This window comes from Bacillus sp. FSL K6-1338, from assembly GCF_038006965.1.
GTDB lineage: Bacteria > Bacillota > Bacilli > Bacillales > Bacillaceae_G > Bacillus_A > Bacillus_A thuringiensis_S.
The window spans coordinates 4,660,901-4,683,150 of sequence record NZ_JBBOWI010000001.1 but is presented as its reverse complement, the minus strand read 5'-3'; the positions used below and the strand labels follow the sequence as shown (position 1 = coordinate 4,683,150).

Below are 22,250 nucleotides of genomic sequence, written 5' to 3'. Positions count from 1 at the left end.
CTATGAATTATAGTTACGGAAGATCTAAGTTCTTTATTGAGAGCGAGTATATGCTTATGAATTTTGCATTTCAATAAAATTGTGACAAAAAATGTTGAGAAACATTTTTTTATGACAGATTATTTTGTTTTGATTTTGAATGAAAAATAGCATGAAAAATAGGATAAATCTAATAAAATAAAGGTTGAGAAAAAATAATAGGTAAAAATATAGAAGAATAATAAAGCGTTTTCAATGAATATTCGTCAAAATTCGATATTTTACACGGAAATGTGAAGAAAAACTAACATTTTTAAGAAAAAAACGAATATTTTTTATAAATTAACAAGGATATTGCAGTTTTTCGCAGAAATAGTTAAAGTATAAAAAATTCTGTCATCTAAGTGAGGTGAGCATATTGAGTGTAATAAATTGTGAAGAAGTGAAACGAGATGAGTTTCATACAGAAAAGTACTATGAAAGTTATAACATCTTTGGCGCACATGTTGTGACGGAAGATGAGATTCAAGGGGTACGATTTACAGTGTGGGCTCCTCATGCGAAAGCAATGAGTGTTGTTGGAGATTTTAATGAGTGGGATTATGAGCAACATAAGATGCTACAAGTGACAGAAGAAGGCATTTGGTCCTTATTTATACCGCATATTGAAGAAGGAGAAATATATAAATATGCGATTGAAACGTTGGCTGGTGACGTCATTTTAAAGGCAGATCCGTATGCTATATATGCAGAAGTAAGGCCGAATACGGCATCTGTAGTTTTTGATATAAAAGGATATGAATGGAATGATAAAAACTGGACTCGTAAGAAAAAGAAAAAACCGATTTATAAAGAAGCGATGACAGTTTATGAATTACATTTTGGTTCTTGGAAAAAGAAAGAAGATGGAACGCTGTATTCTTACAGGGAAATGGTAGAAGAGCTCATCCCGTATGTGGTGGAACATCAATTTACACATATTGAAATTATGCCGCTTGTTGAGCATCCATATGATCGTTCTTGGGGATATCAAGGAACGGGATATTATGCAGCGACGAGTAGATTTGGTACGCCGCATGATTTAATGTATTTTGTCGACGAATGTCATAAATATGGAATCGGTGTCATTTTAGATTGGGTGCCGGGGCACTTTTGTAAAGATGCTCACGGTTTATATTTGTTTGATGGCACACCGACCTATGAATATAAAGATAAAGATGTACAAGAAAATCCAGTATGGGGAACTGTCAATTTTGATTTAGGGAAGAGAGAGGTACGTAATTTCTTAATTTCAAATGCGTTATTTTGGATGAGATATTTCCATATTGATGGTTTCAGAGTAGATGCAGTTGCGAACATGTTGTACTGGAATAAAGAAGGACAAGAGCAAAGTAATGAGCATGCTGTTTCATTTTTAAGAGAGTTAAATGAAGCAGTGTTTGCAGAGGATGAAGATTTTCTTATGACGGCAGAAGATTCAACAGCTTGGCCACTTGTAACAACTCCAACGTATGAAGGTGGGCTTGGATTCAATTACAAATGGAACATGGGCTGGATGAATGATGTACTGAAATATATGGAGTGTGCGCCTGAATATAGGAAACACATTCATGAGAAAATGACGTTTTCTTTACTATATGCGTACTCTGAAAACTTCATATTACCACTTTCTCATGATGAAGTCGTTCATGGGAAAAAGTCGTTATTAAATAAAATGCCAGGTGATTACTGGGATAAGTTTGCTCAGCTTCGTTTATTATATGGATATTTCTTTACTCACCCAGGAAAGAAGTTACTTTTCATGGGAGGAGAATTCGGACAGTTTGATGAGTGGAAAGACCTTGAAGATTTAGATTGGAATTTACATGATTTTGAAATGCATCGTTATATGCATGATTACTTTAAAGAGCTCATAGCATTGTATAAGCGCTCAAAACCACTTTGGCAGCTTGACCATTCACCTGAAGGCTTTCAGTGGATTGATGCTAATAATAATGAGCAAAGTATTTTCTCGTTTATCCGCCAAGGGGATAAACAAGAAGATGCGTTAGTTGTCGTATGTAATTTTACGAAAGCTACATATGAAAACTATAAAGTAGGTGTACCAGATTTCGAGTATTATAACGAGATTTTAAACAGTGATGCTGAGCAATATGGCGGTTCGGGGCAAGTGAATAAGAAACGTCTTAAGACGATTCTAGAACCGTACCATAATCAAGCAGCACATGTAGAGATTACAATTCCACCATTTGGCGTATCCATATTACGACCAGTGAAGACGAGAAAGGGGAGCAAAAAACAAGATGGCTCAAAAACAAAAGTGCGTAGCAATGTTACTAGCAGGGGGAAAAGGTAGTCGTTTAAGTGCATTAACAAAAAATTTAGCCAAGCCAGCTGTTCCATTTGGTGGTAAATATCGCATTATTGATTTTACGCTAAGTAACTGTGCGAATTCTGGTATTGAAACGGTTGGGATTTTAACACAATATCAACCACTTGAACTTCATAATTATATCGGAATTGGAAATGCGTGGGATTTAGACCGAGTAAACGGTGGAGTCACAGTATTACCTCCTTATGCGGAGTCTTCAGGGGTGAAGTGGTATACAGGTACGGCAAGTGCCATTTATCAAAATTTAAACTATTTAAGTCAGTATGAACCGGAGTATGTTCTTATTTTATCAGGCGACCATATTTATAAAATGGATTACAGTAAGATGCTAGATTACCATATTGAGAAAGAATCGGACGTATCCATTTCTGTTATTGAAGTACCTTGGGATGAAGCGAGTCGCTTTGGCATTATGAATACAAATGAAGAGATGGAGATTGTTGAGTTTGAAGAGAAACCACAATTTCCAAGAAGTAATCTTGCATCAATGGGAATTTATATTTTTAACTGGGCAATTTTGAAAGAGTATTTAGAGATGGATGCAAGAAATCCTGAATCTAGTAATGATTTCGGAAAAGATGTACTTCCACTTTTATTAGATGAAGGGAAGAAGCTAATGGCGTATCCATTTGAAGGATATTGGAAAGATGTTGGAACGGTGAAAAGCTTATGGGAAGCGAATATGGATTTACTTCGCGATGAAACATCACTGAATTTAAACGATCGTAATTGGCGTATTTATTCTGTGAATCCAAATGAGCCACCTCAATATATTGCAGAAAAGGCAAAAGTAGAAGAATCGCTTATTAACGAAGGATGCGTCATTGAAGGGGACGTGAAGCATTCTGTGTTATTCCAAGGGGTGACGGTGGAAGAAGGTAGTATGGTTATTGATTCTGTCGTTATGCCAGGAGCAAAGATTGGTAAAAATGTTGTGATTGAAAGAGCGATCGTTGGTTCGGAAATGGTTATTGAAGATGGAACAATTATTCGTCCAGAAAAAAATGTCGACGATGTAGTACTCATTGCTGAAGGGAAATAGAAAAGGGGGATGAAATGAATGGGAGAAAAAATGTTAGGAATTATTAATGCAACGGGAAGTTTTCCTTCCTTAAAGAAAGTAACAGGGCATCGTTCATTAGCGGCGTTACCGTTTGGGGGCCGTTACCGACTCATTGATTTCATGCTTTCAAATATGGTGAATTCTAATATTCATAGTGTAGCGGTTTTTACAAGTCATAAAAATCGCTCACTAATGGACCATGTTGGTTCAGGAAAACAGTGGGATTTAGATAGAAAACGAGACGGACTATTTTTATTCCCGCCAAATTGCCAATGTGACCAAGATGAGTTTGGGTCTTTTGCACACTTTAGAAGACATATTGATTATTTTCTAAGAAGCAGAGAAGAGTACGTTGTTATTACGAATAGCCATCTCGTAACAGCATTAAATTTCCAGGCGGTGTTAGAGCGACATATACATACGGCAGCTGATATTACGGAAGTTTGCCATGAAGGGGTTTCGCTTCAAACATACGTGTTAAAGAAACAATTATTGTTAGATTTATTTGAGACATATAAAGATGTGGAGCAATACAGTTTATTTGATGTAGTGAGAGAAAAGCGCGGAAAATCACTGCATATTGCTACGTATGAGCATACAGGATATGTAGCTATTATTGATTCGATTGAAAGTTACTATAAACATAGCTTAGAAATTTTGCAGCCTGCTATTTGGAAGCAATTATTTAAGAAAGAAGCGCCGATCTTTACGAAAGTAAAAGATGAGCCGCCAACTCGTTATCTAAAGGGTGCAGTCGTGAAAAATACAATGATTGCAAATGGCAGTATTATTGAAGGGGAAGTCGAAAACAGTGTTGTTTCCCGTTCGGTTAAAATTGGAAAAGGTTCAATTATTCGTAACAGTATTATTATGCAAAAGAGCCAAATTGGAGATAACTGTATAATAGACGGTGTTATTATTGATAAAGACGTGAAAATTGGCGACGGTGTCGTATTAAAAGGAAACATCGATGAGCCATATGTTGTAGAAAAAGGAAGCGTACAAAACAGTACGATTAATAGTTATTCCTAAAGAATCAGTGGGGGCTTTTTCTCCCACTGATTAAAGTTTTAATTTAAATGAAAACTCGAAGGGAGGAAGCTGCAAGAGGAGTATAAAAACTTTTCGCGCAGTGGGACAACAAGTGAATATTTTATTTGCAGTATCAGAATGTGTACCGTTTGTGAAATCGGGAGGATTAGCTGATGTAGCGGGTGCGCTCCCAAAAGAGCTGAAAAAATTAGGAGTGGACGTTCGTATTATACTTCCGAATTATAGTCTCATTCCGCAAAAGTTAAGAGATGGATGTACGTTACATAAAGTAATTAACGTCCCGCTTGGGTGGAGAAATCAATATTGCGGAATTTTAAAAGGTGAGCAAGACGGAATTACGTATTACTTAATAGATAATGAATATTATTTTAAGAGAGATTCTCTGTATGGTCATTATGATGACGGGGAGCGTTTTTCTTATTTCTCAAAAGCAGTGTTAGAGTGTATTCCGCATCTTGATTTTGAAGTGGATGTTCTTCATAGCCACGATTGGCATACGGCTATGGTTAATTTCTTACTTCGTGAAAAGTATCAAGATAACCCGTTATATGAGCGTATTAAAACGGTATATACGATTCACAACTTGCAGTTCCAAGGAGTATTTCCTTCTGAAGTGATGTACGACTTGTTAGAGCTTGGTGATGAATATTTTCATAGTGAGCAGCTAGAGTTTTATGGAAACATAAACTTTATGAAAGGCGGTATTATCGCTTCGGATCAAATTACAGCGGTGAGCCCGACGTATAAAGAAGAAATTCAATATGAATTTTTCGGTGAGAAGTTAGATGGATTACTGAGAAAATATAATGATAAGCTTAGTGGCATTGTAAATGGTATTGATACGAGCGTATATAATCCAGAAACGGATTCATATATTAAGGCTCAGTATGATGCAGAGTCATTATATGAAAAGAGTGAAAATAAACGCGCTTTGCAGCGTTATTTTGGTTTGCCAGAAAAAGAGGATACACCAATTATTTCAATGGTAACGAGATTAACGAAGCAAAAAGGTCTTGATTTAGTACGCACTGTATTCCGCGAAATAATGGAAGAAGATGTACAATGTATTATTTTAGGTTCAGGTGATTCGGAATATGAGCAATTCTTTGAGTGGATGGCATATGAGTATCCGGAGAAGGTAAAAGTTTATATCGGATTTAATGAAGAATTAGCGCACCAAGTGTATGCGGGAAGCGATTTATTTTTAATGCCATCGCTGTTTGAACCGTGTGGACTTGGACAACTTATCGCATTGGCGTACGGTACGATTCCAATTGTAAGAGAAACAGGTGGATTAAACGATACGGTACATTCTTATGATGAAGAAACGGGCGAAGGAAATGGTTTCAGTTTCACGAACTTTAATGCACATGACATGCTGCATACGGTTCACCGTGCAATTGAATTTTATCACGATAAACCAGTGTGGGAGCAGCTTGTAAAACAAGCGATGACTGAAGATTATAGCTGGAGGCAATCGGCTCTTGCTTATAAGGAATTGTATAAAAGTCTCATGGAATAACATGTAGGTGGTGAAAAAATGTTTACTCATGTTGAAAGTTTTAAATCAACTTTTCTAGAAAAGTTAGAGACGATGTATGGGAAAAGTTTCAAAGATTCTACAAATCGTGATCAATATAATACGCTCGGCCATATGGTACGTGAGTATATGAATAGTCAATGGATTGCAACGAACGAGAGTTATCGATCAGGAGAGCAAAAGCAAATGTATTACTTGTCTATTGAGTTTTTGCTTGGACGTTTGCTTGGAAGTAACATCTTGAATTTAGGTATTAGAGATGTATGCGAGCAGGGGTTATCTGAACTAGGGATTTCGTTACAAGAGTTAGAAGAAGTGGAAGCAGATGCAGGCCTTGGTAACGGTGGACTTGGACGCTTAGCAGCCTGTTTTCTTGATTCACTTGCATCTTTAAACTTACCAGGACACGGCTGTGGAATTCGTTATAAACATGGTTTGTTTGATCAGAAAGTTGTTGATGGTTATCAAGTTGAATTTCCAGAACAGTGGCTTCTTCATGAAAACGTATGGGAAGTAAGAAGACATGATCAAGCTGTAGAAGTAAGTTATTTTGGCAGTGTTGAACCGCTAGAAATTGACGGGCGTTTAGAGTTTAGGCATACAAATGCAGAAGTCATTATGGCGGTGCCATATGATGTGCCGGTAGTAGGCTATGAGACGAGTACTGTAAATACACTTAGACTTTGGAATGCTGAACCAGTTCCTTTCCCGCAAAACTGCAAAGATATTTTGAAATATAAGCGCGAAACAGAGGCTGTATCGGAGTTTTTATATCCAGATGATACGCATGATGAGGGAAAAATACTTCGTTTAAAACAACAGTATTTCCTCGTATCAGCAAGTTTGCAAAATATCGTTCGAATGCATAGAGAAAGATATGGTGACCTTCGTCAACTACATGAAAAAATTGCGATTCACATTAACGATACACATCCGGTTTTAGCAATTCCAGAACTGATGCGTATTTTACTAGACGAAGAAAAGTTAACATGGGAAGAAGCTTGGCACATAACGACGCAGACGATTTCTTATACGAATCATACGACGTTATCAGAAGCGCTCGAAAAGTGGCCAATTCACATTTTTAAACCATTATTACCGAGAATTTATATGATTATTGAAGAGATTAATGAACGTTTCTGTCATGAACTTTGGGAACGTTATCCTTATGAATGGCATCGCATTGAAGACATGGCAATTATTGCGCATGATCTTGTGAAAATGGCTCATTTAGCAATTGTCGGTAGCCATAGCGTAAACGGTGTAGCAAAAATTCATACGGAAATATTAAAGCAGCGGGAAATGCGATTGTTTTATGAATTTTATCCAGATAAGTTTAATAATAAGACGAATGGAATTGCTCATAGGCGCTGGCTTATGAAAGCAAATCCACAGTTAACAAATCTCATTTCAGAGGCGATTGGACCAGAGTGGAAGAAAGAACCGATTAAGCTTCAATCGTTGCAAACAGTTCAATATGATGCTAGTTTCCAAGAGAAGTTTGCAGAGGTAAAACAAGAGCGTAAAGAGATTTTAGCGGAGCGCATTCATAATACAATGGGGATTACGATTGATCCAAATTCTATTTTTGATGTGCAAGTGAAAAGATTACATGCTTACAAACGACAATTATTAAATGTTCTTCATATTTTATATTTGTATAACCGTTTGAAAGAGGATGCTAGTTTTACATTTTATCCGCGTACTTTTATTTTTGGAGCGAAAGCATCACCTGGTTATTATTACGCGAAAAAAATTATTAAATTAATAAATGAACTCGCAAGAAAAGTAAATAATGATCCGTATGTTAGTCAATATATGAAAGTTATCTTTCTAGAAAACTATCGAGTTTCTTTAGCTGAAGATATATTCCCGGCGGCGGATGTAAGTGAGCAAATTTCAACGGCGAGTAAAGAAGCATCGGGAACAGGCAATATGAAATTTATGATGAATGGTGCGATTACACTTGGAACGCTAGACGGAGCTAACGTTGAAATAAAAGACCGGGTCGGTGATGATAACTGTTTCATTTTCGGTTTAACAGCAGAAGAGGTTCTTCATTACCATCAAAATGGTGGATATCGTGCAAGTGACTATTATCACCACAATAGGCACATTAAAAAAATAGTAGATCAATTAACAAATGGTTTCTTTGCACAATCGGGTGCTGAATTTGAAGCGATCTATGATTCTCTCGTTATTCAAAATGATGAATATTTCGTTCTGCGAGATTTTGGTCCATATGCTGAAAGACAAGAAGCTGTTGGTAGAGCTTATGAGAACCGAACAAAGTGGCTAGAAATGTCGATTTTAAATATTGCACAGTCTGGTCATTTTGCGAGTGATCGAACGATTTTGCAGTACAGCAATGAAATTTGGGGTATTGGTAATGCAGTTAAACAGTTTTAAAGAGGTTGCTACGTTGGGGGATATATTATCTATTTACTAATAAAAATTGATATTAATAAATAAAACGAGCTTACTTTTTTTAAGCTCGTTTTATTTATTTTGCTTAAGAAAGAAATGGAATAGTGGTATATATTATACCTGCCCCATCATACTCTCCTGTCGCAAAGTATGAAAATGTAAAGAAACCTGTGACCGTAAAAATTACAATAAGAAAAAGTGTGAAGATAAATTTTAACATGTAAGGTCCCCTCATCCAAAAATAACTTCATAGAGTATTATAGTATATGAATATTTTATTTCCAATTGTTTACTGGTTAAAAATGAGAAGTCAGACATGTTTTGTATGTTGTAATGGAATGATTATTTGTAATGGATTTTGTGTTTTTTGTAAATGTCATATTGTGATGGACGTGTGCATACTCCCAATCATGATCATTAAAATTTATGTTTCGGGGAGGGAGAAGTGGAACGACATCGAACAAGTTGACGAAACGAAAGCTACTAGCTACTTGTAGTTTATAATAATTTCGAAAAGCGATATCTCCTACTTTTGGGGAAGCGAATGAATAAAGTCCATACTGTGCGAAGGCAGTATTTATACGTGCATCTAATATGTGTAATGTGGCAAGCGCGCCACCTAGACTATGCCCAGTAGCTAGCAGTTTTTTATGTGCTGGCAATGATACGAGCATATCCATAATAGAATCACGGCAAGACTCATAAATAGAGAGAAAGCCGTTATGGACATTTCCACCATTTAAAGCATAAGGATAAGGTTTTTGATTGACGAGAGAGTCAATAATCCAATCTGGGTCTGTTTGAGTGCCCCTAAAGGCAACGATAATTGTATCCTCAGATTCTAATATAAATCCGAACCATTCTGTTGTTTGAATGGCCTTTCCTTGAAACCCTTGTACATATTGAAAACCATCTGGTATTTCGAAAATACCATTTTGTTTATATTGTTCATACGTTAACTCACAACAAGAAGCTAACAGTATGGCAGTGTCTTTATCAAAGGATAAAGGAGTACGCATTAAGGAAGCCCTCCTTAAGAAAAGGTATAGTTTAATATATGCAGTGAGGAACTTGATTCATTCTTTTGGAAAAAAGCTTGAACCTACAGTTACGTGAGGGAGTATGATTTTTGTAAACATATTGTTAGGAGGAGTGTAAGATGAGCAAAAAGGAAGGCTGTTCAATTGGTGAGTTTTCAAAGAGAACAGGCACATCAATACGGACACTACAATATTACGATGAAATTGGACTACTTAAACCTGAAAAGAACGTTAGCTCTGGTCACCGTGTGTACAAAGGAAAAGATATATTAGAGCTACAGAAAATAGTCAGTCTTAAAGTATTAGGATATAGTTTAGAAGAAATACGCGTCATGCTTACAATTCCAAGTTTGAATGTAAGTTTAAAAGAAACGTTGGAACAACAAAGAAAAGCCTTTGAAGAAAAGAAAAAACACATTGAAGTTTCGATAAAGGCGCTTGAACGAACAAGGGTATGTCTTGAGGAAGAAGAAGAGTTGGATAGTGACATATTAATGAGTCTAATTAACAGCATTCAAAAAGAAAACGAACAAAGTTTATGGCTTGAAGGATATGTATCAAAAGAATTGGCTAATGGATTATATAATAAGCCGGAAGAAGAAGGCATAGCACTTGATAAAGAGTTTGTGCGTTTAGCAAAAGAAGTGAAAAGGTTATTTGGAAGAGAAATTGAGGATTCAGAAGTGCAAAAATTGGTTGATGAACATATGAAGGCGACTCTTAAGTATGTTGGTGAAGAGACAATGTATTCTTTAGGTAAATTAGAGAATGTAGAAGAACAATATAATAATATGATGCCATCTCCTTACACGGAAGAAGAAGAGGCATGGCTTAATGACGCGATGGAGTATTATATGATTCGAAATGGTATGTATAGCCCTCCGCAGTAAAAATAAAATGCCATATTCATAAACTTTAGAGAAATGCCTCCAATGTTTTTTGCATTGGAGGCATTTTTTACTCTTTTCCATCTAAAAGGCGAACAAGGCCACCTAATATACTACTTTCACCAGTACTTTATAATGCTGGGCTTGTAAGAGGTTTGAAAAAATAGCCTGTATATATTTGAAAGATGAATAAATCACCTATTTTCTTGTGTTTGTTCGTACTATATACAGAAAATTTCGGGAAACAAAACATATTATTTATCTGTTTATTTTTGCTTCTTTTTCAAATACTCCGCACGCAATTGTTCAAGTTGCTGCTTTTTATCAAATTTGGCAGGCTTCTGTTTTTCATGAAACTTTGCCACAGCTACCTGACTTTTGGAATCTAATTGATATTTTCCCACTTTGTTCACCTACTTTTCTTGTCTTGAAAGAGAATCTATTCAACAAATATAATATACCTTATTTTACTGAAGTAAACCTTATTACTTTATTTCATCTGCTTTTTCTCGTTTGTAGACGTAAATTAAAACACCCTTTCACTGCATTACTGCAAGCAAGGGTGTTTTAATTGTAGTATTATATTAGTCGATGGCCATGCCAACATAAGGGCCCTTTTTACTCTTTCCCATCCAATAAACGACCAAGTCCACCTAATACACTACCTTCACCAGTACTTTGCGCTGCTGGGCTTGTAAGGCGTGCTGCTAATCGGCTAAGTGTTAAGGACTGAATCCAAACTGTTCCAGGACCTTCTAATGTTGCGAAGAATAAACCCTCACCGCCAAATAGAGCTGTTTTTACTTTTCCAACGAATTCGATATCATAGTTAATATCCTTTGTCATGGCAACGAGACAACCTGTATCAATGCGAAGTTTCTCACCAGGTTTTAATTCACGTTTATATACAGTTCCGCCTGCGTGCATGAAAGCGAGGCCGTCACCTTCAAGTTTCTGCATGATGAAACCTTCACCACCGAAGAAACCAGTTCCTATTTTTTTTGTAAATTCAATTCCAATAGAAACACCTTTTGCGGCACAAAGAAAGGCATCTTTTTGACAAACGATTTTCCCTTGGTATTCTGTTAAATCTACAGGAATAATTTTACCAGGATAAGGAGCAGCAAATGAGACGTGGCGTTTGCCGTGCCCTGTATTTGTAAATACAGTCATAAACATGCTTTCACCTGTAACGAGACGTTTACCTGCTCCCATTAATTTTCCGAATAGACCGTTAGATGGGCCAGAACCATCACCGAAGATTGTCTCCATTTCGATGTAGTCTTCCATCATCATCATTGCGCCCGCTTCTGCGACAACGCTTTCCTTTGGGTCTAATTCAATTTCAACAAATTGCATATCATCGCCATATAACTTATATTCGATTTCATGTGCTTGCATTTTTTCACCTCATAAATATGTAGTAATTATATTGTACAGAAGTTAAAAGAATTAGAACACTATAGTTTTGTTAATTTTCGAATAAAAGTAGAATGAAAATTTAAGGTTATACTAGGATTATAAAAAATGATGGAATGAAAGTGTTCTCATTTGACGTTTTCGACATAGCATGATATAGTGAAAACACTATTGAGCTACATAATGTGGTACGGAAATAAAGCACGTTGTATTAAAGGCTGTAAGCTTGTTATACATTCATGTCCTTTATATCCACCTTTTCATGTGGATTCATAGTTTCATTTTTATTTAGGAGGTACATGACATGCAAACAGGTAAAGTTAAATGGTTTAACGGCGAAAAAGGTTTTGGCTTCATCGAAGTTGAAGGCGGAGAAGACGTATTCGTACATTTCTCAGCTATCCAAGGCGACGGCTTCAAAACTTTAGAAGAAGGTCAAGAAGTTTCTTTCGAAATCGTTGAAGGAAACCGCGGACCACAAGCAGCTAACGTTACAAAAAACTAATTAGCTAGCGATAAAAAGCATTCCGATTTTCGGAATGCTTTTTTTTATTCTTTGGAACTAGATTCATTTGAAGATAATTCGCCCTTAAAGGTACGCTCTTCAAAGTCATCAAGCATTTGTTCATATTCTTCATGTTCCTCTGTAGCGAAAACTTGTGGGTTTTTCCCATATATATCCGTACCGATGAAGTTTTCGAAATCCTCCACGTAGCCTACGTTTTCTTCACTATTTACGTACATGCCATTATAGTTTTTTGAATCTTGTCTTTCTAAATCGGACGGCGTTTCAGACGTTCCGTAATTTGCGACATCTTGCCATGCATCCTCCGCATCGTACTCAACAGAGTCGTCTTCATCGTGCTTGTGGAAAGAAGGGGATAATACTTCCTCTTCAACTGGACGCGTCTCCATATTTAATTTATTTGTCGCGTGTTGAACACATGTTGTCGCGGTTGGCATTGCTTCTAATCTTTCAAACGGGATTTCCTCACCAGATACTTCACAAATGCCGTACGTACCCGCTTCAATTTTTTGCAGAGCATGTTTTGTATCATCTAGTTGTTTATGCCAAAATTCGATGAGTCCGAAATCTTTTTCTCGTTCGTATAATTCTGTAGCCATATCACCTGGATGGTTGTCATAGCTAGACAGTTCTCCTACTGAATCGCGTTCAGAAGCACGATCTGTATTTTCATGAGTTTGTATCGTTTGCTCTAGTTCTTGTTTTTGTTTTTCTAAAATGGATTTAAATTGACCTATTTGTTGTGGAGTTAACATAGTCGTCCACCTTCCTACAATTCAGTTTCTTTACATAGTATGAGCGTTGAGAGTAGGAATTATGAGGTGAATTTCAGATATGAAAAAGGAGCCGCATAAGCAGCTCCTTCTTACCCCGCTATTTGCCGGGCAGTAAAACTCCCACCTACAAATTCGGCTGGAGCAAAGAAGCTAGGTGAGAGATCAACTGCCCGTAAACGCCCGATTGGTGAGGGCTGATAATCAGTGGAAATGAACAAACCCTCCATTGATTAAAGTTTCACTTTATAGGAAATATCCAAGTAATAATCCGATTCCCATTAGGAAACCGAAGATTGTATTTGTTTTTGCTGTTGCAATCATCGCAGGTACCATTTCCATTGGAATGCTTTTGCCGATAAAGCCTTTCGTCGCTTTAAATGCTTTCGGTGCACTTAAAAATACGATAAGCATCCATGGTGATACGATGCCCACGATAATTAAAGCAATTGTCCAAATGTAGGAAACGATGAACATTGAAGCAAGTACACCGACAGCTCTTTCACGTCCAACGAGAATTGCTAACGTTTTACGACCGTTTTCTTTATCGCCATCCAAGTCACGAATATTATTAGCTAGTAAAATGGCACCAATTAAAATGGAGCTTGGAATAGATAGTAAAATGACTTCTGATGTTACAGTGCCAGTTTGAATAAAGAATGAAATCCCAATAATAATGACACCCATAAATAATCCGGCTGTCAACTCTCCAAATGGTGTATATGCAATTGGAAGTGGGCCACCTGTATAAAGGTAAGCAACGGCCATACAAACAAGACCGATTGCAGCAAGCCACCAGCTAGAATTCATACAAATATAAACACCTAATAGTATTGCGATGCCGAAAAATCCAAATGCTAAGTTAAGCACTGTTTTTGGCTGAATGCCATCGCGAACGATAGCGCCGCCGATACCAACTGAACCTTCGTGATCAAGTCCTCTTTTATAATCAAAGTATTCATTAAACATGTTTGTTGCTGCTTGAATGAGAAGACAAGCAAGAAGCATCATAAGGAAAAGAGGAAGATGTATTTGATTTATACCTCCGACCTGCATCGAATATGCTGTTCCGATGAAAACAGGTACGAAAGCGGCTGTTAATGTATGGGGACGTAGTAAACTCCACCAGATGCGCCAGCCTGTTTGCTTACTTGGCTTTGGCGCCGTAGGAGAGGAATTCGTTTTGACGTTCATTTCCATGTTGAATCCTCCTTTGGTCACATATTGTACACAACTAAGTGTAGAAAAAGCATCATTTAGTGTCAACGTTTATTTTCTAGGAAGAGAAGGTGAATTTCTCAGAAATGCTAAACGTTGACAGGCCTTTCGTTTGAGGTGTATCTTAAAATCAAGCGTAATTATGACTATTTTTCGCCCATAGGGGGGAGACAATTGTGATTCAAACGAAACAAATAGGCTTGCAAGAAGCTCTTAGTGCAGCCATTAAGCGTGCAACTGATGAAAAAATATTGGTTAGCTTCGTAAAACAAATAGACTGGATGGATCCGCTTCTGTTTTATGCAGCAGGAAAAAGGATTGCATTCGAAAATAGATGTTATTTTGCAGACCCGGCTCAGCATGTAATATTTGCTGGAATCGGCTCTGTTTTCACTATAGCAACTGCTTCTCACAAACGCTTTCAAACTGCTCGTGACGAGTGGGATAAAGTAAAAGAGAAAGCATTTGTACAAAGAGAAAAATACGAATTTGGAACAGGTCCTCTTTTATTTGGTGGATTTTCATTTGACCAAGAAAAAGAGAAAACGGACTTATGGAAAGAATTTGATGATACGACATTTTCACTACCAGCATTTTTATTAACTGTAAAAAATGAAAAAGCATGGTTAACGATGAATACATTTGTCTCAGCAACAGATTGTGCAGAGACTCTTTCTAACGAAATGATTTCTTTAGAAGAGAAAATTTTTGGGGAGAGTAAATGTGCATTAGAAGGATCGAAATTAACAGTTACTTCTAAAGTAGAAGTGGATCCGAAAGGCTGGATGGAGGCCATTGAGAAAGTACAAGATGAAATGAAGCTGGGGAACGTGCAGAAGGTTGTATTAGCGAGGGAGTTAAAAGTAGAGATGGATCATCATATTGATTCTGCTCTTGTCTTAGAAGCACTTCGCATTGGGCAACCGGATTGTTACGTATTTTCTTTTGATTATAAAGGAGCATGCTTCTTAGGAGCGACGCCAGAGAGGTTAATTCGCAAAGAAGATGAGAAGTTTACTTCGATGTGTCTTGCTGGTTCAACTGGTCATGGTCAATCTATAGAAGAAAGTAAGCGAAATAGTAATGCGCTTCTTCATGATGAAAAGAATTTAGCTGAACACGGTTATGTTGTGAATATGATTAGGTCGGTATTAAATGAGCACTGCGAATCCGTTAATATTCCGGAAAGTCCGGGCTTATTAACAACGAAAAACTTAATTCATTTATATACGCCTGTAGAGGCAAAAGGCGATGCGAGTCTTTTAACAATGGTAGAAGAATTACATCCAACACCAGCTCTTGGCGGGACACCTCGTTTGGAAGCGATGAAACTGATTCGTGATGTTGAATTGTTAGACAGAGGATTATATGGCGCACCGATTGGCTGGATAGATGATGAAGGAAATGGTGAGTTTGCGGTTGCACTCCGCTGCGGGTTATTAAATGGCGAGAAAGCATCCTTATTTGCCGGTTGCGGGATTGTAATTGATTCTGTACCGCAACTTGAATATGAAGAAACAAGTTTGAAGTTTAGACCGATGCTTGGTGCTTTGGAGGAATTAATGAAATGAACAATCATATAGAAGCATTATCATATTATTTAGGCGCGTTCGTGGATGAACTGACGCGTCTAAATGTATGTGATGTTGTCATTAGTCCAGGCTCACGGTCAACGCCGATAGCTCTACTAATGGAACAACACGAAGGAATGAACACATATTTACATGTAGATGAAAGATCTGCAGGATTTTTTGCGCTCGGTATCGCAAAAGCGAAAAAACGTCCTGTTGCATTATTGTGTACATCAGGAACGGCAGCAGCTAATTACTATCCAGCTGTATGTGAAGCTTTTCATTCACGAGTGCCGCTTATCGTCTTAACGGCAGATAGACCGCATGAATTAAGAGATGTCGGTGCACCACAAGCGATGAATCAATTCAATTTATACGGTACATTTGTGAAGCAATTTACAGAGATGGCTCTTCCAGAAGCGAGTGAAGCGATGTATCATTACGCTCGCATGACAACGCAGCGTATGATAGCGAATGCTTGTTTAGCGCCGCAAGGACCTGTTCATCTTAATTTTCCAGTACGCGAACCGCTTATCCCGGATTTCTCATTAGAAGGTTTATGGGATAAAGGACGCGGGGAATATACAGGAGTAGTTCAGCAAGGGAACGTGACGATGCCGAGTGAATATGTAGATTCGCTTGTAGGGCGCCTTTCACATATGGAGAAGGGGCTTATTATTTGTGGAGACGATAGTCATTCAGAACTCGCAGCATTTGCGGCAGAATTAGCTAAAAAAACTGGATATCCAATATTGGCAGATCCGCTTTCTAATATTCGTAGCGGACATCACGATAAAACGATGGTAATCGACTGTTATGATACATTTTTACGAAATGAACTGTTAAAAGAAACGTGGAAGCCAGAAGTTATGATTCGCTTTGGTGGTATGCCTGTTTCCAAATCATTAACGCAGTTCATAAAAAAACAAACGAAAGCAGTTCATATCGTTGTTGATGAATCTGGACAATGGAGAGATCCAGCTCTCGTTGCGACAGAAGTTGTCCAAGCAAATGATATTGTATTTTGCAGTGCATTAATAGAAAAAATGCCAGTTATGAAAAAGAATGATTGGTTCGGAATGTGGCAACATATAAACGAAAAAACGAAGGAAACGCTTCGTGAAATGGAAACATATGATACTGCATTTGAAGGGAAAGTTATTACGGATATTGTCCGCGTACTACCAGACGGGGCAACATTCTTTGCGAGTAATAGTATGCCAATTCGTGATACGGATTCATTCTTCTTCACATTGGATAAAAATATTCAAGTTATGGCAAACCGCGGTGTGAATGGGATTGATGGCATCATTTCGACAGCTTTAGGAGCGAGCATTATTTGCGATCCGCTCGTATTAGTGATCGGTGATTTATCCTTTTATCACGACTTAAATGGACTGTTAGCCGCGAAATTACATGAATTAAATATAACAATTGTCGTTGTAAATAATGACGGTGGCGGTATTTTCTCATTCTTACCACAGTATGAGAAAAAGGAACATTTCGAATCATTATTTGGAACACCAATTGGTCTTGATTATGAACACGTTGTTAAAATGTACGGTGGTTCATTTAGCCGTGTAAATGGTTGGGAAAGCTTCCGAGAAGAGGTACAAAAAGGAACGACTACAGAAGGTTTACACGTTGTGGAAATTTGTACGAACCGTGATGAAAACTTAATATTGCACCGGACATTATGGGCAAAAACGATGGACGTGATTACTACATCTTTACAAGGTGAATCGAAATGAACGTAACGCTGCAAGGTGTATCGTATGAATATGAAGTAGTCGGAAGTGGGGAACCACTTCTACTTCTTCATGGTTTTACGGGAAGCATGGAAACGTGGCGTTCTTTTATCCCTTCATGGAGCGAGCAGTTTCAAGTTATTGTAGTAGATCTTGTTGGGCATGGAAAAACAGAAAGTCCCGAAGATGTGAATCATTATGATATTCGAAATGCGGCATTGCAAATGAAAGAACTACTAGATTACCTTCATATTGAAAAAGCGCACGTACTTGGCTATTCAATGGGTGGTAGACTGGCGATCACGATGGCGTGTCTATATCCAGAATATGTACATTCCCTTTTGTTAGAAAATTGTACAGCTGGGCTCAAAAGTGAAGATGAGAGAGAAGAACGTTGTGAAAAAGATGAGCGACTTGCCGATAAAATTGAGCGAGAAGGCATCGGAAATTTTGTATCGATGTGGGAAAATATTCCGCTATTTGAAACGCAAAAAAGTTTAGCACAAAACGTACAAGAAGCAGTGCGAAAAGAACGACTTGCTAACAATATAAAAGGACTTGCAAATAGCTTGCGTGGCATGGGAACAGGGGCTCAGCCTTCATGGTGGGACGAGCTGCAAAACTTAAAAATGCCTGTTCTTTTAATGAACGGGGAGCATGATGAAAAGTTCTTTCGCATATTAAAAAAAATCGAAAAATGCGTCTCTGACGCGAAATTTGTCAAAATTGATGGTGCTGGCCATGCAATTCATGTGGAACAACCGGAAAAGTTTGATACAATAGTAAAGGGATTTCTAAAAACTATGCAGTGATGCTTTTTTATCTAAGAAGGAAGCTACACTTATAGAGGAGATCAGAAATATACAAGGAGGTAGTTGTAATGGCTATTGAATGGGTAAAAGAAGGCAATTACGAAGATATTATTTATTCAACATACAATGGTATCGCAAAGATTTCGATTAACCGCCCTGAAGTACATAACGCATTCCGTCCTAAAACGGTAATGGAGTTAATCGATGCATTTGCACACGCTCGTGATGATGCAAATGTTGGCGTTATCATTTTAACAGGTGAAGGTGGACGTGCATTCTGTTCTGGCGGCGACCAAAAAGTTCGCGGTCATGGTGGATATGTAGGTGACGACCAAATCCCTCGTTTAAATGTACTAGACTTACAACGTCTAATTCGCGCAATTCCTAAACCAGTTATCGCAATGGTAGCAGGTTATGCAATCGGTGGTGGACACGTACTTCATATCGTATGTGACTTAACAATCGCTGCAGACAACGCTGTATTCGGACAAACAGGTCCTAAAGTAGGAAGCTTTGACGGTGGATACGGAGCTGGTTACCTAGCTCGTATGGTAGGCCACAAGAAAGCTCGCGAAATTTGGTACCTATGCCGTCAATATAGTGCACAAGAAGCGCTTGATATGGGCTTAGTAAACACAGTAGTACCATTAGAAGAACTTGAAGCAGAAACAGTACAATGGGCACAAGAAATCTTAGCAAACAGCCCAATGGCACTTCGTTTCCTAAAAGCTGCATTCAACGCAGACACAGACGGTCTAGCTGGTATTCAACAACTAGCTGGAGATGCAACATTATTGTATTACACAACTGACGAAGCAAAAGAAGGTCGCGACGCGTTCAAAGAAAAACGCAGTCCGGACTTCGGTCAATTCCCTCGTTTCCCGTGATCAAAAGCGAAAGCGGCTCGCTTAGAATGTGAGGGGGATGGAGCTTCTGACGTAGAGGCGCTTTTTGCCTCGTAGGAAGAAGTGAAGCCACCGAACATTCTAGCTACTATAGCTGGATGTTTTAAAAGCGGAGCCGACTGTTTAGCCTCGTAGGCTAAGGTTCTTTCGCACAGAAAGTGTACTTTACTTTCTCGTGCGGAAGGTTCTTAGACGGAAGGGGCTAGGAGGCGCAGCTAGATGAGATCAAACCGGAAACAAAACAACTAAGAGACTTGATGTCATATCAAGTCTCTTTCTTTCATGAAAGGAGAATGTATGATGGAGACGATGCCAAATTGGTTAAAGCAACGTGCATTTTTAACACCAGATCGCACTGCAATTGAAATAGAGGAAGAGAAAGTTACTTTCGTGCAGCTGCATGAAAAAGTAGTATCTGTTTGTGAACACCTCACGTATGTAGGAGTGAAGCGTGGGCAAAAGGTGGCTGTTCTGATGAAAAATGGTATGGAGATGATTACAGTTATTCACGCCCTATCTTATGTAGGGGCAGTAGCTGTACTTTTAAATACGCGTCTTTCAAGAGAAGAGCTACTTTGGCAAATGGAGGATGCTGAGGTTGTATGTTTAGTAACGGATCAAGATTTTGAAGCTAAAGATGTTCCTGTATATCCATTCGCCGAAGTGATGAATGGACCGAAGGCGGAAGCCTCTATACAAGAAGAATTCACTTTAGAAGAAGCGATGACAATTATTTATACGTCTGGGACGACTGGGAAACCGAAAGGCGTTATTTTAACGTACGGTAATCACTGGGCAAGCGCGGTAGGCTCTTCGCTTAATTTAGGGCTTCGTGATGATGATTGTTGGTTAGCCTGTATGCCGATGTTCCACGTTGGCGGGTTATCTCTTTTAATGAAAAATATTATGTACGGAATGCGCATTTTACTCGTTCCGAAATATGATGCTGACTTTATTCATAAAGCACTTCAAACGAGAGGCGTAACAATTATTTCTGTCGTTTCTAAAATGTTAACTGACTTATTAGAGAGACTTGGAGAAGAGACATATCCATCTTCTTTACGATGTATGTTACTTGGCGGAGGACCAGCGCCGAAACCGTTACTCGAAACATGTGTAGATAAAGGAATTCCTGTATATCAAACGTACGGTATGACAGAAACGTCGTCGCAAATTTGTACGTTATCCGCGGATTACATGTTAACGAAAGTAGGGTCTGCCGGGAAACCACTATTTCAGTGCCAACTTCGTATTGAAAAAGATGGTGTAGTAGTGCCGCCGTTAGTGGAAGGCGAGATCGTAGTAAAAGGACCGAACGTAACAGGCGGTTATTTTAACCGTGAAGATGCGACGCGCGAAACCATTCAAAATGGATGGCTTCATACTGGTGACCTCGGTTATTTAGACGAAGAAGGATTTTTATACGTATTAGATCGACGCAGTGATTTAATCATTTCTGGCGGAGAGAATATATATCCGGCCCAAATTGAAGAAGTGTTGCTTTCTCATCCGATGGTAGCAGAAGCAGGTGTCGTCGGTATGACTGACGATAAATGGGGACAAGTACCAGCTGCTTTTGTTGTAAAAAATGGGGAGGTAACAGAAGAAGAAATTATTCATTTTTGCGAGGAGAAATTAGCGAAATATAAAGTGCCGAAAAAAGCGTGTTTCTTAGAGGAATTACCACGAAATGCTTCGAAAAAATTGTTAAGACGAGAGCTAAGACAATTAGTGGAGGAGATGTAGTGGAAATAAAAAAAGCGACACTGTATATAACGGAAATGCCACTCGTAATCCCGTTTGCTGCGAGCTACGGGACTTACGAAAAGCGTGAGAGTATTGTTATTGAATTAGAGGATACAGACGGGTACATCGGATTTGGGGAAGTCGTTGCATTTTCTGAACCGTGGTATACGGAAGAAACGGTGAAGACAGCACTACATGTACTGCAAGACTTTTTGTTACCTGATTTATTAAAGGCTGAAATTTCTCATCCGAATGAGGTACCGGGTCTATTTCAACATATAAAAAGAAACCGAATGGCAAAAGCCGGAATAGAGGGGGCTATTTGGGATTTATATGCGAAGCGTCAAAAGAAATCGCTAGCGACAGTTCTTGGAGGAGCTAGCCCTGAAATTGAAGTCGGCGTTGTAATTGGGATCAATACGATTCCGGTTATGTTAAAACAAATCGAGAAGTACGCAGAAGAAGGGTACGAGCGTTTTAAAGTGAAAATAAAGCCAGAGCATGATTACGAATTATTGAAAGAGATTCGTAAAGAGTTCCCGCACATCCCGTTAATGGCTGATGCAAATTCAGCGTATACATTAGCGGATACAGAGAAACTGAAACGACTAGATGAATTTCAATTGATGATGATTGAGCAACCGCTAGCAGATTACGATTTTCTCGATCATGCACAGCTGCAGAAGAAGATTGAAACGCCAATTTGTCTAGACGAAAGTATCCATAGTTTAGAAGACGCACGCGTTGCGATTACACTTGGTAGTTGCCGCATCGTTAACATTAAACCAGGGCGAGTGGGCGGATTAACAGAATCGGTTCAAATTCATAATTATTGCATGGAGCATAACATACCAGTTTGGTGCGGTGGTATGGTGGAGATGGGGATTTCACGAGCGCAAAATGTTGCTCTTGCTTCATTACCTAACTTTACGATTCCAGGCGACATATCTGCTTCTAGTAGACATTGGCAGAGGGATATTATTTCACCGGAAGTGACGCTTGAGGGCGGGAAAGTGATGGTGCCGCAAAGCGTTGATGCTGAGTATGAAGTAGATCGCGGAAGGCTGGCGGAAATCACGAAGCAGCGGATTGTGTTTGAACGGTAAATGGAAGTTTCATTAGGATGCCCGCAAGTAGCGAGAGGATTTTGT

19 protein-coding genes and 1 pseudogene are annotated in these 22,250 nt (G+C 38.5%); 13 read left to right on the top strand and 7 right to left on the bottom strand.

All coding sequences use genetic code 11. The annotated features are described in order from the left end of the window. Nucleotides 1–397: 397 nt before the first annotated feature. From glgB to glgP, 5 genes are all read left to right on the top strand, one after another. Nucleotides 398–2,335, top strand: coding sequence for a 1,4-alpha-glucan branching protein GlgB (glgB, locus tag NZ044_RS24055; RefSeq protein WP_000111401.1), 1,938 nt, complete (start codon nucleotides 398–400; stop codon nucleotides 2,333–2,335). After that, nucleotides 2,283–3,413, top strand: a complete 1,131-nt coding sequence (glgC, locus tag NZ044_RS24050) for a glucose-1-phosphate adenylyltransferase (protein ID WP_000057602.1) — start codon at nucleotides 2,283–2,285, stop codon at nucleotides 3,411–3,413. The genes glgB and glgC overlap by 53 nt, the downstream gene beginning before the upstream one ends. An 18-nt stretch (nucleotides 3,414–3,431) precedes the next feature. Next, a complete protein-coding gene (glgD, locus tag NZ044_RS24045) occupies nucleotides 3,432–4,466 on the top strand; it encodes a glucose-1-phosphate adenylyltransferase subunit GlgD (protein WP_000504159.1) in 1,035 nt (344 codons plus the stop codon). Nucleotides 4,467–4,578: 112 nt separating this feature from the next. Further along, nucleotides 4,579–6,009, top strand: coding sequence for a glycogen synthase GlgA (gene glgA / locus NZ044_RS24040; RefSeq protein WP_002081949.1), 1,431 nt, complete (start codon nucleotides 4,579–4,581; stop codon nucleotides 6,007–6,009). An 18-nt stretch (nucleotides 6,010–6,027) separates the two neighbouring features. Further along, nucleotides 6,028–8,436 (top strand): glycogen phosphorylase, encoded by a 2,409-nt coding sequence (gene glgP / locus NZ044_RS24035; RefSeq protein ID WP_098506003.1) that lies wholly within the window; start codon nucleotides 6,028–6,030, stop codon nucleotides 8,434–8,436. 103 nt (nucleotides 8,437–8,539) lie between these two features. Here the strand turns inward: glgP and NZ044_RS24030 are convergent, their stop codons facing one another. Beyond that, nucleotides 8,540–8,674 carry a hypothetical protein gene (locus NZ044_RS24030; protein ID WP_000911076.1) on the bottom strand — a complete coding sequence of 45 codons (135 nt, stop codon included), beginning with the start codon at nucleotides 8,672–8,674 and terminating at the stop codon, nucleotides 8,540–8,542. Nucleotides 8,675–8,750: 76 nt separating this feature from the next. Next, entirely contained in the window at nucleotides 8,751–9,473 is a 723-nt protein-coding gene (locus NZ044_RS24025) for a lipase family protein (protein ID WP_001260110.1), read from the bottom strand. Between the two features lie 140 nt (nucleotides 9,474–9,613). On the opposite strand from NZ044_RS24025, the gene NZ044_RS24020 reads away from it, so the two are divergent. Further along, nucleotides 9,614–10,384 carry a MerR family transcriptional regulator gene (locus NZ044_RS24020; protein ID WP_098506006.1) on the top strand — a complete coding sequence of 257 codons (771 nt, stop codon included), beginning with the start codon at nucleotides 9,614–9,616 and terminating at the stop codon, nucleotides 10,382–10,384. Nucleotides 10,385–10,451: 67 nt separating this feature from the next. On the opposite strand, the pseudogene NZ044_RS30890 reads toward NZ044_RS24020, so the two are convergent. From NZ044_RS30890 to NZ044_RS24010, 3 genes and pseudogenes are all read right to left on the bottom strand, one after another. Further along, nucleotides 10,452–10,532 (bottom strand): annotated as a pseudogene (locus tag NZ044_RS30890) (TIGR00266 family protein); the annotation flags it as partial. 115 nt (nucleotides 10,533–10,647) lie between these two features. Further along, nucleotides 10,648–10,785, bottom strand: a complete 138-nt coding sequence (locus NZ044_RS24015; protein ID WP_000521641.1) for a hypothetical protein — start codon at nucleotides 10,783–10,785, stop codon at nucleotides 10,648–10,650. 214 nt (nucleotides 10,786–10,999) lie between these two features. Further along, nucleotides 11,000–11,782 carry a TIGR00266 family protein gene (locus NZ044_RS24010; RefSeq protein ID WP_001147844.1) on the bottom strand — a complete coding sequence of 261 codons (783 nt, stop codon included), beginning with the start codon at nucleotides 11,780–11,782 and terminating at the stop codon, nucleotides 11,000–11,002. 322 nt (nucleotides 11,783–12,104) lie between these two features. On the opposite strand from NZ044_RS24010, the gene cspD reads away from it, so the two are divergent. Continuing rightward, a complete protein-coding gene (cspD, locus tag NZ044_RS24005; RefSeq protein WP_001193052.1) occupies nucleotides 12,105–12,305 on the top strand; it encodes a cold-shock protein CspD in 201 nt (66 codons plus the stop codon). Between the two features lie 44 nt (nucleotides 12,306–12,349). Here cspD and NZ044_RS24000 read toward each other — a convergent pair whose 3' ends face one another. After that, complete coding sequence (locus NZ044_RS24000) at nucleotides 12,350–13,081, bottom strand: yteA family sporulation protein (RefSeq protein ID WP_098506009.1); 732 nt, start codon at nucleotides 13,079–13,081, stop codon at nucleotides 12,350–12,352. A 264-nt stretch (nucleotides 13,082–13,345) separates the two neighbouring features. Next, the gene (locus tag NZ044_RS23995; RefSeq protein WP_000425770.1) at nucleotides 13,346–14,299 is read right to left on the bottom strand and encodes a 1,4-dihydroxy-2-naphthoate polyprenyltransferase; all 954 of its coding nucleotides are present in this window, start codon (nucleotides 14,297–14,299) and stop codon (nucleotides 13,346–13,348) included. Nucleotides 14,300–14,493: 194 nt separating this feature from the next. Between NZ044_RS23995 and NZ044_RS23990 the strand changes: the two genes are divergently transcribed. From NZ044_RS23990 to menC, 6 genes are all read left to right on the top strand, one after another. After that, nucleotides 14,494–15,888 carry an isochorismate synthase gene (locus tag NZ044_RS23990; protein ID WP_098506012.1) on the top strand — a complete coding sequence of 465 codons (1,395 nt, stop codon included), beginning with the start codon at nucleotides 14,494–14,496 and terminating at the stop codon, nucleotides 15,886–15,888. Next, the gene (menD, locus tag NZ044_RS23985; RefSeq protein ID WP_340950014.1) at nucleotides 15,885–17,639 is read left to right on the top strand and encodes a 2-succinyl-5-enolpyruvyl-6-hydroxy-3-cyclohexene-1-carboxylic-acid synthase; all 1,755 of its coding nucleotides are present in this window, start codon (nucleotides 15,885–15,887) and stop codon (nucleotides 17,637–17,639) included. Before NZ044_RS23990 ends, menD begins: the two co-directional genes overlap by 4 nt. After that, on the top strand, nucleotides 17,636–18,448 hold the full coding sequence (gene menH, locus NZ044_RS23980; protein WP_098506015.1) for a 2-succinyl-6-hydroxy-2,4-cyclohexadiene-1-carboxylate synthase: 813 nt from the start codon (nucleotides 17,636–17,638) through the stop codon (nucleotides 18,446–18,448). The genes menD and menH overlap by 4 nt, the downstream gene beginning before the upstream one ends. 68 nt (nucleotides 18,449–18,516) lie before the next feature. Continuing rightward, a complete protein-coding gene (gene menB / locus NZ044_RS23975) occupies nucleotides 18,517–19,335 on the top strand; it encodes a 1,4-dihydroxy-2-naphthoyl-CoA synthase (protein ID WP_000963879.1) in 819 nt (272 codons plus the stop codon). A 318-nt stretch (nucleotides 19,336–19,653) separates the two neighbouring features. Then, the gene (locus NZ044_RS23970; RefSeq protein ID WP_000449560.1) at nucleotides 19,654–21,099 is read left to right on the top strand and encodes an o-succinylbenzoate--CoA ligase; all 1,446 of its coding nucleotides are present in this window, start codon (nucleotides 19,654–19,656) and stop codon (nucleotides 21,097–21,099) included. Continuing rightward, complete coding sequence (menC, locus tag NZ044_RS23965; RefSeq protein WP_000403313.1) at nucleotides 21,099–22,205, top strand: o-succinylbenzoate synthase; 1,107 nt, start codon at nucleotides 21,099–21,101, stop codon at nucleotides 22,203–22,205. The genes NZ044_RS23970 and menC overlap by 1 nt, the downstream gene beginning before the upstream one ends. Nucleotides 22,206–22,250: the final 45 nt, after the last annotated feature.

Coding starts and splice junctions, on each gene's coding strand:
- glgC (WP_000057602.1), top strand. CDS start 2,283: ATGGCTCAAAAACAAAAGTGCGTAGCAATGTTACTAGCAGGGGGAAAA.
- NZ044_RS24000 (WP_098506009.1), bottom strand. CDS start 13,081: ATGTTAACTCCACAACAAATAGGTCAATTTAAATCCATTTTAGAAAAA.
- NZ044_RS24030 (WP_000911076.1), bottom strand. CDS start 8,674: ATGTTAAAATTTATCTTCACACTTTTTCTTATTGTAATTTTTACGGTC.
- glgD (WP_000504159.1), top strand. CDS start 3,432: ATGGGAGAAAAAATGTTAGGAATTATTAATGCAACGGGAAGTTTTCCT.
- NZ044_RS23995 (WP_000425770.1), bottom strand. CDS start 14,299: ATGGAAATGAACGTCAAAACGAATTCCTCTCCTACGGCGCCAAAGCCA.
- menB (WP_000963879.1), top strand. CDS start 18,517: ATGGCTATTGAATGGGTAAAAGAAGGCAATTACGAAGATATTATTTAT.
- NZ044_RS24020 (WP_098506006.1), top strand. CDS start 9,614: ATGAGCAAAAAGGAAGGCTGTTCAATTGGTGAGTTTTCAAAGAGAACA.
- NZ044_RS23970 (WP_000449560.1), top strand. CDS start 19,654: ATGGAGACGATGCCAAATTGGTTAAAGCAACGTGCATTTTTAACACCA.
- NZ044_RS24025 (WP_001260110.1), bottom strand. CDS start 9,473: ATGCGTACTCCTTTATCCTTTGATAAAGACACTGCCATACTGTTAGCT.
- cspD (WP_001193052.1), top strand. CDS start 12,105: ATGCAAACAGGTAAAGTTAAATGGTTTAACGGCGAAAAAGGTTTTGGC.
- glgP (WP_098506003.1), top strand. CDS start 6,028: ATGTTTACTCATGTTGAAAGTTTTAAATCAACTTTTCTAGAAAAGTTA.
- NZ044_RS24010 (WP_001147844.1), bottom strand. CDS start 11,782: ATGCAAGCACATGAAATCGAATATAAGTTATATGGCGATGATATGCAA.
- menH (WP_098506015.1), top strand. CDS start 17,636: ATGAACGTAACGCTGCAAGGTGTATCGTATGAATATGAAGTAGTCGGA.
- menD (WP_340950014.1), top strand. CDS start 15,885: ATGAACAATCATATAGAAGCATTATCATATTATTTAGGCGCGTTCGTG.